The 17,028-nt window shown below is 71.9% G+C and carries 14 protein-coding genes; 2 read left to right on the top strand and 12 right to left on the bottom strand.

Annotated features, from left to right (window positions below; all coding sequences use genetic code 11):
* Nucleotides 1–29: 29 nt before the first annotated feature.
* On the bottom strand, nt 30–2,528 hold the full coding sequence (locus ACFYZ4_RS19780; protein ID WP_390784454.1) for a helix-turn-helix domain-containing protein: 2,499 nt from the start codon (nt 2,526–2,528) through the stop codon (nt 30–32).
* Between the two features lie 199 nt (nt 2,529–2,727).
* Between ACFYZ4_RS19780 and ACFYZ4_RS19785 the strand changes: the two genes are divergently transcribed.
* Complete coding sequence (locus ACFYZ4_RS19785; protein WP_390784455.1) at nt 2,728–3,501, top strand: PE-PPE domain-containing protein; 774 nt, start codon at nt 2,728–2,730, stop codon at nt 3,499–3,501.
* 66 nt (nt 3,502–3,567) lie between these two features.
* On the opposite strand, the gene mnmA is transcribed toward ACFYZ4_RS19785, so the two are convergent.
* Nucleotides 3,568–4,701 (bottom strand): tRNA 2-thiouridine(34) synthase MnmA, encoded by a 1,134-nt coding sequence (gene mnmA / locus ACFYZ4_RS19790; RefSeq protein WP_351301606.1) that lies wholly within the window; start codon nt 4,699–4,701, stop codon nt 3,568–3,570.
* Between the two features lie 69 nt (nt 4,702–4,770).
* Here mnmA and ACFYZ4_RS19795 point away from each other — a divergent pair, with 69 nt between their 5' ends.
* The gene (locus ACFYZ4_RS19795; protein WP_390784456.1) at nt 4,771–5,442 is read left to right on the top strand and encodes an N-acetylmuramoyl-L-alanine amidase; all 672 of its coding nucleotides are present in this window, start codon (nt 4,771–4,773) and stop codon (nt 5,440–5,442) included.
* A gap of 160 nt (nt 5,443–5,602) precedes the next feature.
* Here ACFYZ4_RS19795 and ACFYZ4_RS19800 read toward each other — a convergent pair whose 3' ends face one another.
* The 10 genes from ACFYZ4_RS19800 to ACFYZ4_RS19845 form a co-directional block, all read right to left on the bottom strand.
* Nucleotides 5,603–6,766: a cysteine desulfurase family protein gene (locus ACFYZ4_RS19800; RefSeq protein WP_351301612.1), complete on the bottom strand. Its 1,164-nt coding sequence runs from the start codon at nt 6,764–6,766 to the stop codon at nt 5,603–5,605.
* Nucleotides 6,767–7,042: 276 nt separating this feature from the next.
* The gene (locus tag ACFYZ4_RS19805) at nt 7,043–7,897 is read right to left on the bottom strand and encodes a thioesterase family protein (RefSeq protein WP_384341899.1); all 855 of its coding nucleotides are present in this window, start codon (nt 7,895–7,897) and stop codon (nt 7,043–7,045) included.
* A gap of 47 nt (nt 7,898–7,944) precedes the next feature.
* The gene (locus ACFYZ4_RS19810; protein ID WP_351304939.1) at nt 7,945–8,601 is read right to left on the bottom strand and encodes a trimeric intracellular cation channel family protein; all 657 of its coding nucleotides are present in this window, start codon (nt 8,599–8,601) and stop codon (nt 7,945–7,947) included.
* 187 nt (nt 8,602–8,788) lie between these two features.
* Entirely contained in the window at nt 8,789–9,895 is a 1,107-nt protein-coding gene (locus ACFYZ4_RS19815) for an ABC transporter ATP-binding protein (RefSeq protein WP_390784457.1), read from the bottom strand.
* On the bottom strand, nt 9,892–11,028 hold the full coding sequence (locus ACFYZ4_RS19820; RefSeq protein ID WP_390784458.1) for an ABC transporter ATP-binding protein: 1,137 nt from the start codon (nt 11,026–11,028) through the stop codon (nt 9,892–9,894). Before ACFYZ4_RS19820 ends, ACFYZ4_RS19815 begins: the two co-directional genes overlap by 4 nt.
* On the bottom strand, nt 11,025–12,032 hold the full coding sequence (locus ACFYZ4_RS19825) for an ABC transporter permease (RefSeq protein ID WP_351295002.1): 1,008 nt from the start codon (nt 12,030–12,032) through the stop codon (nt 11,025–11,027). Before ACFYZ4_RS19825 ends, ACFYZ4_RS19820 begins: the two co-directional genes overlap by 4 nt.
* A gap of 141 nt (nt 12,033–12,173) precedes the next feature.
* Nucleotides 12,174–13,874 (bottom strand): ABC transporter substrate-binding protein, encoded by a 1,701-nt coding sequence (locus ACFYZ4_RS19830; RefSeq protein WP_351295023.1) that lies wholly within the window; start codon nt 13,872–13,874, stop codon nt 12,174–12,176.
* Nucleotides 13,875–14,005: 131 nt separating this feature from the next.
* Nucleotides 14,006–15,004, bottom strand: coding sequence for an ABC transporter permease (locus ACFYZ4_RS19835; RefSeq protein WP_351294999.1), 999 nt, complete (start codon nt 15,002–15,004; stop codon nt 14,006–14,008).
* A gap of 464 nt (nt 15,005–15,468) precedes the next feature.
* A complete protein-coding gene (locus tag ACFYZ4_RS19840) occupies nt 15,469–16,209 on the bottom strand; it encodes an enhanced serine sensitivity protein SseB C-terminal domain-containing protein (protein ID WP_351294996.1) in 741 nt (246 codons plus the stop codon).
* A 56-nt stretch (nt 16,210–16,265) separates the two neighbouring features.
* The gene (locus tag ACFYZ4_RS19845; RefSeq protein WP_351294993.1) at nt 16,266–17,000 is read right to left on the bottom strand and encodes an enhanced serine sensitivity protein SseB; all 735 of its coding nucleotides are present in this window, start codon (nt 16,998–17,000) and stop codon (nt 16,266–16,268) included.
* Between the last annotated feature and the right edge of the window lie 28 nt (nt 17,001–17,028).

Genomic DNA, 17,028 nt, shown 5'->3' on the forward strand with positions numbered 1-17,028 from the left:
CGGCGGGCCGGCCCGGGGCCGTACGGGGTCTAGCCGCCGGGCCGTCCGCGCAGGTGGCGCTGGAGCCGGGCGTGGCGGAACTGGTAGACGGCGCCGACCTGGCGCAGCACGCCGCGCCGGTAGGCGTCCTCGAGGAAGGCGACGGTCGCCCAGGGGAGGCGCCCGGTCAGCGGCAGCCAGATGCGGGTCAGGAGCACCCACTGGCCCCAGGCGGTGAACGCCAGGGCGTAGGAGAGCGCTCCGGCCACCCCGCCCACGGCGCCGAGCGCGAGCCCGTCGGCCATCGGCCAGGTCAGGGGGCCGACCACGCCCTGGAGCAGCTCGGTCATGAGCCGGCCGCCGAAGGCGATCACCACGGTGAGCATCGGCGCCAGGAAGAGGGCCTGGCGCACCACGATGCTGCGGTTGATGGCCAGGAGGTCCGTCGGGGTGGCGGCGCGGCCGAGGTCGATGGGGGTCTCCAGGGTCGCCACGAGCCCGAGTACGAGCCCTCCCGCGAGGGCGAACGTGAGCCCGTACATCAGGCAGTTGACGGCCGTCGCCTCGATCACCGCCGGGTTGACCGGCATCCCGCCGTACGTCAGCTGGGCACCGACGGTGTAGGCGAGCCCGCACCCGAGGCCCATCACGCAGCCGCCCAGCAGTCCGGCCGGTACGAGAGTGGCGACCCGGCGGGCGGACGGTCCGGCGGACGGCCGGCGGCGGCCCGGCAGCCGTATCCGCACCCGGGACGGCTCGAACGCCCGGATCCCGAGCACGGCCACCAGTCCGTGGACCAGCCCGAAGGCGAGGCCGACGGCGGGGCCGAACAGCAGCGCGTCCAGCAGGCCGCTGCCGAGCGCGAAGGCGGCGCCGTGGCCCGCCGCCAGGTTCTTGGCGGGGAAGACCAGCCAGTCGGCGACCGCGGTGACCAGGGAGCAGGCGAGAACGACGGCCAGGATCCGCGAGGGCAGCGGCAGTGACTCGCGCAGCTGCCACCAGGCCAGGTCCTGGCCCTCGCGCCGCCCGGGCCGGTCCAGGTGCCCGGCGAGGTGGCCCAGGTAGTGCCGGGCGCGCCGCGGGTCCCAGGTACGGGGCCCGCGCGCGCGGCGTGCGCCCGGGACGGCCGCGGGGGGCGACCCGTAGACGCTCGGCACGAATCCGGCCAGCAGGTGCTCCTCGACGGACCCCGGGGTCGGGAAGCGGTCGGAGTCCAGCAGTGCGGCCGGGTCCTGGGCCGGGGTGTCGCTGTAGACGGTCCGGGCGAGCAGGACCATCAGCGGGGTGCGGAGCACGGCCGCGAGGCGGGCGCCGGGAGCGCCGTCCGGATCCGTGCGCAGCCGCTCCAGCACGGGGTCCCAGCCGGTGGCGGCCGGGCCGTCAGGGCCGGCCGGTGCGGTGGGGCGCGCGGTGCGGGGCAGGTAGTGGACCAGGTCGTCGGCGTCCAGGTCCAGCAGCTCGATGCCCGCGGTCCGGCGGAGCACCTCGACGCCGACGGCCTCGGCGAACTGCTCGGTGCGGCTGGTCAGGAGCAGCGGCAGCGCGCTGGTGTTGAGTTCGCGCAGGGCGACGCCGAGCAGCCCGGTGGCCATCTCGTCGAACCCGTCCAGCACCGGCAGGATCCATCCGGCGTCCACCAGGGCGGCGGCGAGGGTGGCGCCGCCGGGTGCGTTCGCGTCGAGGTGCGGGTGGTCGCGCAGCAGGCGGGCGATCAGCCAGTCGCGCAGGGTGGTGCCGGTCGGGTCCCACGATCCCATGCTGAAGACCACGGGTACGGGCTCGCCGGGGGCGCGGGCGCCCAGGTGGTCGAGGACGAACCGCAGCACGAGGACGGTCTTGCCGGAGCCGGCCCGGCCGAGCACGACCAGCCGGCCGGACCGGACGCGCCGGTAGACGTCGGCGATGTCGGTGAGGCCGCCGTCGAGGGACGGCTGCCCGTCGGCCGCTGCGCCGGCTCCGGGCGCCGCGGGGGCTCCGGGTGGAGTGCCGCTGATGTTGGCCCGGTGGTCGAGCAGTTCGGCGGGCGCGGAGCGCCAGCGCACGGGCAGCGGGAAGGGGTCGCGGACGCGGCGCTGCTCCTCCTCGCGGATGCAGCGGCCGTAGACGTCGTGGGCGAGCGCCTCGGCCACCGCGGCCAGGGCGCCCCGGGACGTCGGCAGCGTGCCGGGGCGCCCCGGCCGGGCCGGTACGGGAGCCGGTACGGAGGCGGGTACGGGAGCCTGTACGGAGGCGGGTACGGGAGCCGGAGCCGCGACGGGCTCGGACGGCTGCTCGCGCACGCCCTCCTCCGCGGCCTGCCCGGCGGCGGTCCCGCTGCCCCGGTGGGCGGCCAGCAGGTCCGCCCAGAGCTCGTCCCGGTCGCGCCGCAGCTCGTCGGCGAGTGCGTGCGCGACCTGCTTCACCGTTCCCATCCGGGCGTCGGTGGGTTTGCCGGTCTCCAGCCGGTGGATGGTCCGGACCCCGAGCCGGGACCGCTCGGCCAACTGCTCCTGCGTCATCCCCGCCTCGTGCCGCAACCCGCGGAGCAACGCACCGAACCGGCTGCTCACTTGTCCGCCCTTTCCCCTGCCGACGCTCCTGCCACCTGTGTCCGATGTCCTCCGGAATCCCGGTCAAACCACGGGGCACGGCCAACCGGCCACATATGGCCGGTTGCGGGCATGGTCCGCCGACCAGCGCGAACACCACGATGAGTGCCTGTCGCCGCACTTGACGCGGCGTCGCCTCGACCCAGGGGAGTTGACCCTCATGTCCACCACGAAGCCGAACCGGCTCACCCGCCGCCTCAAGTCCGTCGTCGCGTCGACGGCGTTGCTGCTCGCCGGCGCCGTCGTCGCACCGACCGGCGCGCACGCCGCCCCGGCGAACCACTACTACATCGAGATCGGCGGCACCGGAGCGGCCGCGGAGGCGCCCGGCTGCACCACGAGCTTCGACGCCGCGAACAGGGATCTGAACGGGGGCATCGCGATTCCGGTCTGCTACGTGGCCAGCGGCGGCCCCTTCGTCGGGAGCCACAACGAGCAGCCGGCCCCCTTCGCGCCGAGCTTCGGCGACAGCGTGAACCAGGGCTACTGGAACGCCAGGGCCGCCCTGGAGGAGGCCTACCGCACCGACCCGACGGCGACCTTCACGATCGCCGGCTACTCCCAGGGCGCCTGGGTCGCCGACCTGCTGCTCCAGACGATCGCCGACAACGGCACCGAGGTGCCGCGCGAGCGGGTCGACGGCATGCTCTACTCCGACCCGATGCAGCCCGGAACCGGTTTCTGGCGCCTGGTACCGGAGGGGGCCCTCATCCCCTTCGTGGCCTACTCCCCCGGCACCGGGCCGGAGGACTTCCCGGGCGTCCCCGTCCAGCGCCACTGCATCCAGACCGACGGGGTCTGTGACGCGACGTCGCTGGCCTCCTTCCCCGGCTTCCTCCAGCAGCACCCGCGCTACTTCCAGGAGGGCGAGATCATCGCCACCACCCTCGCCCGGCACGGCGCCAACGGCACCGTCTGGTACCCGGCGGCCTGATTCCGGACAGCAGGACGCCGCGGCCCGCACGGGGGGGCCGCGGCGTCCTGCCGTGCGGGAAGCCGGTCAGACGGCGGCGGTGGCCCGGGTCGTGGTCGCGATGGTGGCGGAGCCGACCACGCGGGTGCCGTCGTAGAGCACGATCGCCTGGCCGGGGGCCACGCCGCGGACCGGCTCGGTGAAGGAGACGCGCAGCTCGCCGTCCACGACCTCGGCGAAGACCTCGGTCTCGCCGCCGTGGGCGCGCAGCTGGGCGGTGTACGTGCCCGGGGCGGCGGCCGTGGAGCCGCACCAGCGGGGGCGGATCGCGGTGAGGGCGGTGACGTCGAGGGCCTCGACCGGGCCGACGGTGACGGTGTTGTTCACCGGGGAGATGTCGAGGACGTAGCGCGGCTTGCCGTCGGGGGCGGGGTGGCCGATGCGCAGGCCCTTGCGCTGGCCGATGGTGAAGCCGAAGGCGCCCTCGTGGGTGCCGACCTTCTCGCCGGTGGCCTCGTCGACGATGTCGCCCTCGGCCTTGCCGAGGCGGCCGGCGAGGAAGCCCTGGGTGTCGCCGTCGGCGATGAAGCAGATGTCGTGGCTGTCGGGCTTCTTCGCGACGGCCAGGCCGCGCTCCTCGGCCTCGGCGCGGATCTCGTCCTTGGTGGTGAGGGTGTCGCCGAGCGGGAAGAGCGCGTGGGCGAGCTGCTTCTCGTCGAGGACGCCGAGGACGTACGACTGGTCCTTGGCCATGTCGGAGGCGCGGTGCAGCTCGCGGGAGCCGTCCTCGTTCAGCACGACGGTGGCGTAGTGGCCGGTGCAGACGGCGTCGAAGCCGAGGGCGAGGGCCTTGTCGAGCAGCGCCGCGAACTTGATCTTCTCGTTGCAGCGCAGGCACGGGTTCGGGGTGCGCCCGGCCTCGTACTCGGCGATGAAGTCCTCGACGACGTCCTCGCGGAAGCGCTCGGCCAGGTCCCAGACGTAGAACGGGATGCCGATGACGTCGGCGGCGCGGCGGGCGTCGCGGGAGTCCTCGATGGTGCAGCAGCCGCGGGCGCCGGTCCGGAAGGACTGCGGGTTCGCGGAGAGCGCCAGGTGTACGCCGGTCACGTCGTGCCCGGCTTCGACCGCGCGGGCGGCGGCGACGGCGGAGTCCACGCCGCCGGACATGGCGGCCAGGACGCGAAGGGGGCGGGCGGTGCGCGGCAGGTTCTCAGTCATAGCACCGTCCAGAGTACGGGGAACCGAGCGGGGTCACAGCGCGTTATCGGGTGCAGGGGGGTGGATCACATGACCGAGCTCGGGAACAAAAGATCGAAACCGCGGAACCGGACCCGCAGGGCGGTGCTGTTCGGCGGGCTCGGGGTGTTCGCGGCCGCGGCCGTCGCGGGCCGGGACGAGATCGGCCGGGCCTGGTGGCTGATACCGGGAGTGGCCAAGCCGCGCAAGGAGGGCGAGCTCGACCACGCGGGCGCGAGCTGGACCTCGGCCTCGCCGGCGAACTGGCGGATGGCGGACCGGCCCGACGACTACCGGGTGGACCGGATCGTCGTCCATGTCACACAGGGCAGCTTCGAGGGCTCGGTGCAGGCCTTCAAGAACCCGTTCCACCGGGCGTCGGCGCACTACATGGTGCGCGGCGACGGCCACGTGGAGCAGCTGGTGCGCGAGATGGACGTGGCCTTCCACGCGGCGAACCGCTCGATGAACGAGCGCAGCATCGGCATCGAGCACGTCGGGTTCGTGGACCGCCCGCAGGACTTCACGGACGCGATGTACGCGGCGTCGGCGCGGCTGGCGGCCGACATCTGCCGCCGGTACGACATACCGGCGGACCGCACCCACCTCGTCGGGCACTCCGAGGTCCCGGGTGCCGACCACACGGATCCGGGCCCCCACTGGGACTGGGACCGCTACATAAGCCTCGTCCGGGAAGTCCTCGCCGCGAAGCCCGGGCCCTAGGCCGTCTCTTTTGGATCTGGCCGGTTAAGCCCGCGTCGTCTGGTGCCGTGCATCGCAAGGCGGAGGGGCGCCCGAGTACTGGACGTACTTGGGCGCCCCGACAACGCGGCGAGGTGCGGTGCCAGACGACGCGGGTCAGGCCGGATCCGGAAGAGACGGCCTAGCTGAGACCTGCGGTGCGGGCGCGTTCCACGGCCGGGCCGATGGCCGCGGCCACGGCTGCGACGTCCTCCTTGGTGGAGGTGTGGCCGAGGGAGAAGCGCAGGGTGCCACGGGCCAGCTGCGGGTCGGTGCCGGTGGCCAGCAGGACGTGGCTCGGCTGGGCCACGCCGGCGGTGCAGGCGGAGCCGGTGGAGCACTCGATGCCCTGGGCGTCGAGCAGGAGCAGCAGGGAGTCGCCCTCGCAGCCGGGGAAGCTGAAGTGGGCGTTGGCCGGAAGCCGCTCCTCGGGGTCTCCCCCGAGCACGGCGTCGGGCACGGCCGCGCGGACGGCGGCGACCAGCTCGTCGCGCAGGGCGCCGACCTCGGCGGCGAACCGCTCCCGCCGCTCGGCGGCGAGGACCGCGGCCACGGCGAAGGCGGCGATGGCCGGCACGTCGAGGGTGCCGGAGCGGACGTGCCGCTCCTGGCCGCCGCCGTGCAGGACGGGTACGGGGGTCTGGTCGCGGCCGAGGAGCAGCGCGCCGATGCCGTAGGGGCCGCCGACCTTGTGGCCGCTGACGGTCATGGCCGCGAGGCCGCTGTCGGCGAAGTGGACGTCGAGCTGCCCGAAGGCCTGGACGGCGTCGGAGTGCAGCGGGATCCCGTGCTCGCGGGCGACGGCGGCCAGTTCACGGACCGGCATGACGGTGCCGATCTCGTTGTTGGCCCACATGACGGTGGCCAGGGCCACGTCGTCGGGGTTGCGCTCGACGGCTTCCCGGAAGGCGTCGGGGTGCACGCGGCCGTAGCGGTCCACGGGCAGGTACTCGACGCGGGCGCCTTCGTGTTCGGCGAGCCAGTGGACGGCGTCGAGCACGGCGTGGTGCTCGACGGGGCTGGCCAGGACCCGGGTCCTGGCCGGGTCGGCGTCGCGCCGGGCCCAGTAGAGGCCCTTGACCGCGAGGTTGTCGGCCTCCGTGCCGCCGGCGGTGAACACCACCTCGCTGGGGCGGGCGCCGACCGCCTCGGCGAAGGCCTCGCGGGCCTCCTCGACGGTACGGCGGGCCCGGCGGCCGGCGGCGTGCAGGGAGGACGCGTTCCCCGTGGCGGCGAACTGCGCGGTCATCGCCGCGGCGGCCTCCGGCAGCATCGGGGTGGTGGCGGCGTGGTCGAGGTAGGCCATGATCCCCCGATTCTACGAGCCCGCCGATGCCGGTCCGCCCGGCGGGACCCCGGGCGGCTCTGCCCCGCCGTCTCCCGGGTCCGCCCCGGGCCCCCGCGCCTCGCCGGCGGGGCTGAAAGACCTGGGGCTCCGCCCCAGACCCCGCGCCTCAAACGCCGGCGGGGCTGGATTGTGCGGCGGGCCCCCGATGGGCCCGGCGCCCACGACGGACGGAGTCCGGCGCAGCGCCGCGAAGCCCGGGAGGCCCGCCAGGGCCGAGTGGTGCGAGGGGCGCGTTCAAGAACGGAGCGCGCGGGCCAGTTGGCGGGACTGGGCCACCAGGTGGTCCGTGGAGTCCCAGACCTCGGCGTCCTCCTCCAGGAAGCCGCCGGCCAGGTTGCGGGTGGTGATGGCGACCCGGAGGGGTCCGGGGGCCGGGCGGCGGCGGACGTGCGTGGTGAGTTCCACGGTCGGGGTCCAGGCCACCAGGCCGAGGTCGAAGGCGGTCGGCGGCAGCGCGTCCACCGCGAGGAGCATGGACAGCGGGTCGGCGTCGCGGCCGTCGGCCAGCTCGAACCAGGCCCGCATCTCGCCCTTGCCCGAGGGGGCGCCGATGGCCCATCCCGCGGTCGCCGGGTCCAGCCGGAGCCGGAGCCGGTCCACGATGGCGGAGCTGCCGGGGATCGGGGCCGGGCCGGCCTCGGGGCCGATGCAGTCCTCGTAGGCGGGCATGACGGGCGGCTCGGCGACCGTGCGGACGTCGTCAGGCAGGGCCGCGAGGTCGCCGTAGGAGGCGAGGACGCGGATGCGCTCGACCTCGGCGCCGCTCTCGTCGAACTGGAACAGCGAGGCCTGTCCGGTGGAGAGGGTGCGGCCGACGCGGACCACCTGCGTGCGGATCACGGCGGGGCCGGGCACGGAGGAGGTCAGGTAGTGCGCGGAGACGGTGAAGGGGTCCGGGTGCGGGAGGGCCGCGGAGAGGGCCCGGCCGACCAGGGCCAGCAGGTAACCACCGTTGACGGCGGCGATGATCGTCCACCCGGCGGAGAGTTCCGCGTCGTACACCCCGGGCTCGTCCGCGCGTGCGGTGATGCTGGTGTCGCGGTCGAACTCACTGTCGCCGATGGATGCCTTGGCAGCTGCGTGTGACATGAAAACGACGGTACACCGGCTTGCTACTAAGCGGTAGCTTTCTATTGTTACGGCTCTTCGGCCACCGAGGAGCGCCGGTTCCAGGCCAGCGGGGCCCGCCAGTGGTAGCGCATGGCGAGGAGCCGCAGGACGAACGTGGTGACGATCGCCAGGCCGGTGGTGACGGCGTTGAGGGAGTCCAGGGCGATGGAGACGGCGACCATGGCGGCGCCGACGGTGGCGGGCACGGCGTACATCTCGCGGTCGCGCAGGAGCGAGGGAACCTCGTTGACGAGTACGTCGCGCAGTACGCCGCCGCCGACGGCCGTGGCCAGGCCGAGCGCGGCGGACGCGGTGAGGCCGAGGCCGTACTCGTAGGCCTTGGTCGTGCCCGTCACGCAGAACAGCGCGAGGCCGGCGGCGTCGAACACGTTGATGGCCTGGTTGATCCGCTGGACCTCGGGGTGCAGGAAGAAGACGAGCGCGGCGGCGACCAGCGGCGTGACGAAGAAGCTGAGCTCGCCGAAGGCGGCCGGCGGGACCGCGCCGATCACGAGGTCGCGGAAGAGGCCGCCGCCCAGGGCTGTGACCAGGGCGAGGACGGCGATGCCGAAGACGTCGAAGTTCTTGCGGACGGCGAGCAGGGCGCCGGCGGTGGCGAAGACGAAGATGCCGGCGAGGTCCAGCGCATGCTGGACCCCGGGCGGGAAGAGATCGTGGAGCACCGGGTCATTGTCACCCCTTGGCTCGCCGCCGGGGTGACGGGGCCGGGTGCGGGCCCGCGGGGGCGGTGCGGCTCAAGGACCTGGGGCTCCGCCCCAGACCCCGCGCCTCAAACGCCGGCGGGGCTGGGGTGGTGCGGCGAGGCTGGATTGCGCGGCGGAGCCGGATGGTCCGGCCCCGCCTGCCCGGTTACTCCGTCGCCTTCGCCACCGTGTCCGCCGCGCCGGGCAGGGGCTTGTCGCCCGGGGCCTGGTCGGGGGCGTTCTCCGGGTGGTGGCAGGCCACCTGGTGGCCCGTCTTCAGTGCCAGCAGCGGCGGTTCCTGCGTCGTGCAGATCTGCGTGGCCTTCCAGCACCGCGTGTGGAAGCGGCACCCGCTCGGCGGCGAGATCGGCGAGGGCACGTCGCCCTTGAGCAGGATGCGCCCGCTCTTCGCGCCCCGGCGGCGCGGGTCCGGCACCGGTACGGCCGACAGCAGCGCCTTGGTGTACGGGTGCATCGGGGTCTCGTAGAGCGCTGTCCGGTCGGCCAGTTCCACGAGCTTGCCGAGGTACATCACGGCGATGCGGTCGGACACGTGCCGGATGACCGACAGGTCGTGCGCGATGATCACGTAGGTGAGGCCGAGCTCTTCCTGGAGGTCGTCGAGCAGGTTGACCACCTGGGCCTGGATCGACACGTCCAGCGCCGAGACCGGCTCGTCCGCGATGACCAGCTTCGGGTTCAGGGCCAGGGCGCGGGCGATGCCGATGCGCTGGCGCTGGCCGCCGGAGAACTCGTGCGGGTAGCGGTTGTAGTGCTCCGGGTTGAGGCCCACCAGCGACAGCAGCCGCTGGACCTCCGCCTTGAGCCCGCCCTCCGGCTGCACGCCCTGCAGCTTGAAGGGGGCGCTGACGATCGTGCCGACCGTGTGGCGCGGGTTCAGCGAGCCGTACGGGTCCTGGAAGATCATCTGGATGTCGCGGCGCAGCGGCCGCATGGCCGAGGCCCCGAGGTGGGTGATGTCCCTGCCCTCGAACTCGATGGTCCCGCCCGTGGGCTCCAGCAGCCGGGTGAGCAGCCGGCCCATCGTGGACTTGCCGCAACCGGACTCGCCCACGACCCCGAGGGTCTCACCGCGCCGCACCTCGAAGTCGAGGCCGTCGACGGCCTGGACCGCGCCGGACTGCCGGCGCAGCAGCCCCTTGTGGATCGGGAAGTGCTTGGTCAGCCCGGACACCTTGAGCAGCGGCCCGGGCTCCTCCGCCCGCTGCGCGGGGACGCCGGGGGCGTCCGTCTTCTTCTTGTCCTCGGTCACAGCTTCGGCGCAATCTCTTCGGTCCAGATCCGGGTCCGCTGCTCCGTCGGCATGTGGCAGGCGGACCAGTGCTTGTGCCCGTCCTCGGTCAGCTCGGGCCGCCGGGTGCGGGTGATCCCGTCCTTGGGCACGTCGGCGTACGGGCAGCGCGGATTGAAGGCACAGCCGCTGGGGATGTTGATCAGGCTGGGCGGCGAGCCCTTGACCGGGATGAGCCGCTCGGTCTGGTCGCGGTCGATGCGGGGCATCGAACCGAGCAGGCCCCACGTGTACGGGTGGCGGGGTTCGTAGAAGACCTTCTCGGCGGAACCGCGCTCCACGCACCGGCCGCCGTACATCACGAGGATGTCGTCGGCCATCTCGGCGACCACGCCGAGGTCGTGGGTGATCATGATGACCGCGGAGCCGAACTCCTTCTGCAGGTCCCGGATGAGGTCGAGGATCTGCGCCTGGACGGTGACGTCGAGGGCGGTCGTCGGCTCGTCCGCGATGAGCAGTTCGGGGTTGTTCACCAGCGCCATCGCGATCATGGCGCGCTGGCGCATGCCGCCCGAGAACTCGTGCGGGTAGTTGTCCACCCGCTTGTTCGGCTCGGGGATGCCGACGCGGTCCAGCATCTCGACGGCCCGGGCGCGCGCGACCTTCTTGCTCACGTCGTGGTGGACCCGGTAGGCCTCCACGATCTGGGAGCCGATGGTGTAGTACGGGTGCATCGCGCTGAGCGGGTCCTGGAAGATCATCGCCATCTCCCGGCCGCGCAGCTTGCGCACCTCCTCCGGGTGGGCGGAGAGCAGTTCCCTGCCGTCCAGCCAGACCTCGCCCGAGAGGGCGGCGCTGGACCGGCCGCCGTTGCCGACGCGGTGCAGGCCCATGAGGGCCAGCGAGGTGACGGACTTGCCGGAGCCCGACTCGCCCACGATGCCGAGGGTCTTGCCCTTCTCCAGCTGGAAGGAGAGTCCGTCGACCGATTTCACCAGGCCGTCGTCCGTGGGGAAGTGGACGCGCAGGTCGCGGACGTCGAGGAAGGCCCCGGGCGCGCCGGGGGCCGTCGCGGTTCCGGTGCCGGCGGCGGTTCCGGTGCTGGTTCCGGTGCCCTGGCCGGCACCGCTGACGGGCTTCGTCGGGTCGGTCACGACAGCCTCACCCTCGGGTCGATGATGGCGTAGACGAGGTCGACCACCAGGTTGCACAACACGATGAAGAACGCGGCGAACAGGGTCACGCCGAGGATCTTCGGGAGGTCGTTGACCGCGATCGCCTGGTAGGCGTACTCGCCGACCCCGTGGTACGAGAAGACGGTCTCGGTGACGATGGCGCCGCCGAGGAGGAGCCCGAAGTCCATGCCGAAGATGGTGATGATCGGCGTCAGCGCGGACCTCAGTCCGTGCCGGGTGACCACGACGCGCTCGCGCAGGCCCTTGGCGCGGGCCGTACGGATGTAGTCCTCGCTCATCGTCTCCAGCATCCCGGCCCGGGTGAGGCGGGCGTAGAGCGCCGAGTAGAGGAAGGCGAGGGTGCACCAGGGCAGGACGAGCGCCTGGAACCAGCCGGCCGGGTCGTCGGAGAAGTCGACGTACACGTTGGTGAAGATCGGCCAGTTGAAGACGAACAGCGCCAGCGACAGGACGCCGGTGAAGAACATGGGCAGCGAGACGCCGGCGAGCGCCACGCCCATGGCCACGCGGTCGAAGAGCGAGCCGGGGCGCAGGGCGGAGATGACGCCGGTGGTCACGCCGGTGACCAGCCAGACGACGGCCGCGCCGAAGGCGAGGGAGGCCGTGACCGGCAGGCGCTCCAGCATCTGGGGCCAGACCTCGACGTGGTCCTTGAAGGAGTAGCCGAGGCAGGGCGCGTGGCACTGCGAGGGCTGCGGGCCGAAGTTGAACTCGCGGCCGACGAATATCCCCTTCAGGAACTCCCAGAACTGGTGGTGCAGGGGCTGGTCGAGGCCGAGGTTCTGCTTGACCGCGGCGATCGACTCCGGTGACGGGTTCTTGCCGATGTACTGAGTGGCGAGCGAGTCGACGGTGCCGCCGGCCAGCCTGGGCAGCAGGAAGAAAATCGCAAAGGTGATCGCGCTGACGACGAGCAGCAGGGCCACCGCGGCGATCATCCGCCGGACGATGTACACAAACACGAGGGTCGGCTTCGGCGTCCGCCGGCCCGTACGGCCCCCCGGTCGGGGGAGCCGCACGAGCCGGCGTGCACTGCTGCCTTCACCTGCCTTCCACGGTTCTGGCAGATCGGGCTGAAAGGTCGGGCCTTACGGGGTTGGGACTTACTTCAGGCCGACGTTGAGGTAGTCGTACTGGCCGCTCCAGGCCGGGTTCGACACCGCGTTGGTGATCTTCGGCGAGCGGTAGTGCAGCACCTTGAAGTAGGTCAGCGGCACGATGACCGCCTCGTCCATGACCTTCTTGTCGATGTCGCCGTAGACCTTCTCGCGCGCGGCGGGGTCGGTGTTGGCGATGTTGCTGTCGAGCATGCCGTTGATCTCGGTGCTGTTCAGCTGCGACAGGTTGGTGTTACCGGTCTTGCCGATCGCACCACCGTGGACGACCTGCTGGAGGAAACCGAAGCCGGTCGGCCAGTCGGCACCCCACTGCATCATCATGAGGCCGATCTTGTTGTCCTCGGTGAACTTCGGGACACCCGCGTAGTCACTGAAGTACTTGCCGGCCGGGTACTGCTGGATCTTGACGTTGATCCCGACCTTCTTCAGCGAGGCCTGGATCGCGGTGGCCATGTCGACCTCACCGGCACGGTCGTTGCGGGCCGTGATGGTGGTCTCGAAGCCGTTCGGCTGGCCGCAGGCGGTCAGCAGTTCCTTGGACTTGGCCTCGTCGCCCTTGTTGTCCGGGGTCTTGTAGGTGTCGAAGTCCACGTGGCCCGGGATGTCCGTCGGCAGCACCGTGCTGGCGATGGCGCCGCGGACCGGTCCGCCGAAGGCGGTCTGCACCGAGACCTTGTCCACCGCGTACTGGACGGCCTTGCGGCACTCCGGCTTGTCGAAGGGCGCCACCTTGGTGTTGATCGCCATGTAGACCAGGCGACCGCCCTGCGCGTTGTCGGTGTTCGGGTCCTTCGAGCTCAGCAGCTCCGACTGGGTCTGCTGGGCGACGCCGTTGCCCACGATGTCGATGTGGGAGTTGCCGGCCTTCAGGTTGGAGTCGATCGTCTCCTGGTTGACCTTCAGCTTGACGACGATCTTGTCCGGCAGCTGCTTGCGGAGCGGGTCGTTGCCGGCGTCCCAGTTGGGGTTGCGGACCAGGACGGCCTGCTTGTCCTGCTCGTAGCTCTCGAACATGTAGGAGCCGGAGGAGACGATGTGCTTGACGTAGTCCGCGCCGTCGTCCTTGGCCTTCGGCACCGGGGCCGACTGCGGGTTGGCGAGGAGGTAGTCGAACTCCGCGAAGGGCTGCTTGAGCTTGAAGACGATGGTGTGGTCGTCCGGGGTCTCGATGGACTTCAGACCCTCGTCGCTCTTGTCCTTGTACGGGCCTTCGTACTTCGGCTCGTTGTCCTTGAGGTACTGGGCCAGGTAGCTCGGGCCGTTGGAGTGGACGTCGCGGGCGAAGTTGCTCCGCTCGACAGCGTACTTGACGTCCTTCGAGGTGACCTCGGCGCCGTCGCTGTACTTCACGCCCTTGCGGAGCTTGTACGTCCAGGTGGCACCGCCGTCGCTCGCGACACCCAGGGACTCGGCGAGGTCCGGCACGACCTTGTTGCCCTCGGCGCCCGGGGCGGGGGCGAAGGTGGTCAGCGGACGCGCGTACAGGCGGCTGAAGTTGAAGACGAAGCCGTAGTACGTGTTGCCCGGGTCGAACGAGTCGGGCGTGTCGGACGCCTCGTAGACGAGCGTCCCGCCCTTCTTGTCCGAGGCGTTGACGACACCCGTGACGGCTGCGTTGGCAGCGGCGGAACCCTTGCCGTCGCCCTCGCCCGTCTTGTCCCCGCCGCTGCACGCGGAGGCGCCCATGGCGATGCTGATGGCGGCCACGAGCACCGCAGCTGATCTCGACCTGCTTTTCATGGTGGAGTTAAGCCCCCTGATTCAGAGTGGAGTGGTGATGGGGTGGGCGGTGGCCCGGCCGCGCCCGAGGAAACGGTTCAGCGGCGGCTCTTGGGGTCCAGGGCGTCCCGCAGGCCGTCGCCGAGCAGGTTGAAGGCGAGCACGGTGATGAAGATCGCCAGGCCCGGCACGACCATGTACATCGGGTCGACCTTGTAGTACCTGACGGCCTCGCTCAGCATTCCGCCCCAGGAAGCCTGCGGGGGCTGGATACCGACGCCCAGGAAGCTCAGGGACGCCTCGAAAAGGATGTTGGTGGGGATCAGCAGGGTCGCGTAGACGAGGATCGGCGCCACCAGGTTCGGGAGCAGCTCCCTGAAGACGATGAACGGGCCGCGCGCTCCCAGGGAGCGTGCCGCGTCGACGAACTCCCGCTCGCGCAGGGACAGCGTCTGGCCGCGGACGATGCGTCCGATGTACGGCCAGCCGAAGAAGCCGATCACGAACACCAGCACGCTGATGTGGAGCGGCAGACCCTCCAGCCCGAAGGCACCGCCCTGCAGCGCGGCCGAGATGGAGATCGCGAACAGCAGCAGCGGGAAGGCGAGGAAGGTGTCCATCATCCGGCTGATGACGGTGTCGGCCCAGCCTCCGTAGTAACCGGCGACGACGCCCAGCACCGAGCCGATGACCACGGACAGCAGCGTCGAACCGAAGGCCACGAGCAGCGACACCCAGGAGCCCTCCAGGATGCGGGTGGCGATGTCACGGCCGAACTTCGGTTCCACGCCCAGCGGGTGGGACCAGCTGATGCCGCCGAAGGGGCCGATGGGGGTCGCGAGCGACGGGTCGATCAGGTCCTGGTGGAGGGCGTCGGGATCGAGGCCGAAGATCGCCTGGATCGGCTGCGAGAGAACGGCCAGCACGACCAGGAGGAGGACGACGATCCCGCCGGCCATCGCGACCCGGTCCCGCTTGAGGCGGGTCCATGCGATCCGGCCGAGCGAACGACCCTCAATCGCCCCTTGCTTCGCCCCGTCCGGGCTGGCGCCGGGCTGGAGCCCCGCGGGCCCGCTGGTCTCGGTAGGTGCCGTCATCGTGGTGGGGACCCCTCTCGGCCGGCTGGTGGCCGGCCCCTGCCAGCCGCTGTGACGGCTTGGTTCACATCGTGTCGCGGTTGTCGCTGGTTGCCGGCGGTTCGTCGCTACGGAACTGCTCGCGAAATGCGGATGAAGAGTGGGCACCCGCTGGTTGGGCCCTCTCAGTGGGGGGAGTCTTCAACGGTCTCTCGATCACCCGCCAGACCCGACGGGGATGTGATGCGCAACCGTGATGTGACGTGTCGACTTCCGTTATCCGAACGGTGCACCCGCCTGAGCGGTTCAAGACCTCATGTTCGGCGCGGAACGGACATCCGTCCCAACTGCCTTTTCGTGCATGGATCTTGGGTCTATTCAGCGGATATGCCGAAGGCCGCACCGATGGGTCCGGTGCGGCCTTCGAGGGAGATGTCTCGATATGCGGAAGCGAGGGAAAAGGCAGAAAAGGCGGAAAAGGCGGATCAGTACGCCGGAGCCTGGCCCTCGCGGTCGTAGAAGGGGCGGGTCTGCGCGCGCAGCCACATCGCCACCGGGTCGTGCTCGTCCGCCAGCGCGACCGTGCACACCGGAACGCCCTCGGGTACCACCCCGACGGACTGGCGCATCATCTCCCGTACGGATTCCAGCGCGGGCGCGGAGGCGTCGTACAGGTCGAGCCCGACCGCGAGGTACGGGGACCCGAGCGCGGGCTGCACCCAGGCGCGGCGCAGCGACCGGACGGCGGGCGTGCGGTGCGCGTGCTGGGTCAGCAGCCCGTAGAACTGCGGGAGCTCGATGGCGGGCTCGGCGAGCCGCAGCGGGCCGGCCGGCATCCGGTCCAGGCCGGTGGCGATCCGGCGCAGGTCGGCCCAGGGCACGCCGAGGCCGCCGCCCGGGGCGTGCGGGTTGAGCCACAGGCCCCAGCGGTCCGGGTAGAGCGCGCGGGCGATGTCCCGCCCGGTGACCACCTCGTAGCCCCGGTTCCAGCCGCTGGCGGCCAGCTCCTGCGGGGAGGTGACGCAGGGCGCGTACCCGAGGCCGTCGACCTCCATGCCGCCGTACTGGGCGTCCGGGGAGCCCGGCTGCCCCTGCCAGAGCAGCATCCAGAGCCGCCCCTCGGACAGGGCATGCAGGAGCGCCTCGTAACTCTCATAGCGCCCGGGGGTCACCTGGCGCATCATGTGCTCGACCTGCCCGGCCGCGGCCGTGCCTGACGCACTCACCCGGTACCCCTCTTCGTCCGCCCGTCGTCCACGCGTGCCCCTCAGCTTAAGCGGCCCTACGGGAGGTAGAAGGGGCGTACGCGCTCACGAATCCAGTCCGTGACCGGGTCCTGGGCGGCGTCCAGCAGGATCAACTGCACGGGCCACGGCGGCGCGACACGCGTCAGCGCCCGTCCGAGGGCCTCCATCGGGGCCTCGCGCATCTCGGGTTCCCATCCCACCAGGCGGACACCGATGAACAGCTCCGGCGCCCCGCCCTCGACGCTGGCCAGGCAGCGGTGCGCGGCCGCGACCACGCCGGTGGCCCGGAACTCCTCGGTGGCGACGGCCAGGAAGTCCACCGGGTCCTCCTGCCAGTCGGGCTCGTAGAGCCGGACGCGACCGCCGGTCGAGGGGCCGTCGAGCGGGGTCCGGCCGGTACGGCAGAGCTCCGCGACGGCGGGCGGCGGGAGCGGGACGCCGACGGCGCCCTCGGGATTGACCGCGATGCCGAGCTGCGGGGGCAGGCCGCGGGCGAACTCCACGGCCGGGGCCACGGCGAAGTCCATGCCGGGGCCGACGCAGGCGAGGAACTGGGCCTCGGAGCTGTAGACGGGGACGTAGGCCACGCCGTCGATGTCCATCGTGGGCAGGGTGAGGTCGGCCGAATCCGGGCCGCCGCCGCCGGGCAGGGGCACCCATACCTGGCTGCGCCCGAGCACCTCCAGGATCCGCCCGCCGGCGTCCGGCTGCCCGAGCGCCGCCCCGAGCACGTGCTCCAGCTCATTCCCCGGCCAGCCGCTGCCCTGCATGTCCCGTGCCTCCGTGATCCCGCCGCGT

This window comes from Streptomyces sp. NPDC001513, from assembly GCF_042894695.1.
Lineage (GTDB): Bacteria > Actinomycetota > Actinomycetes > Streptomycetales > Streptomycetaceae > Streptomyces.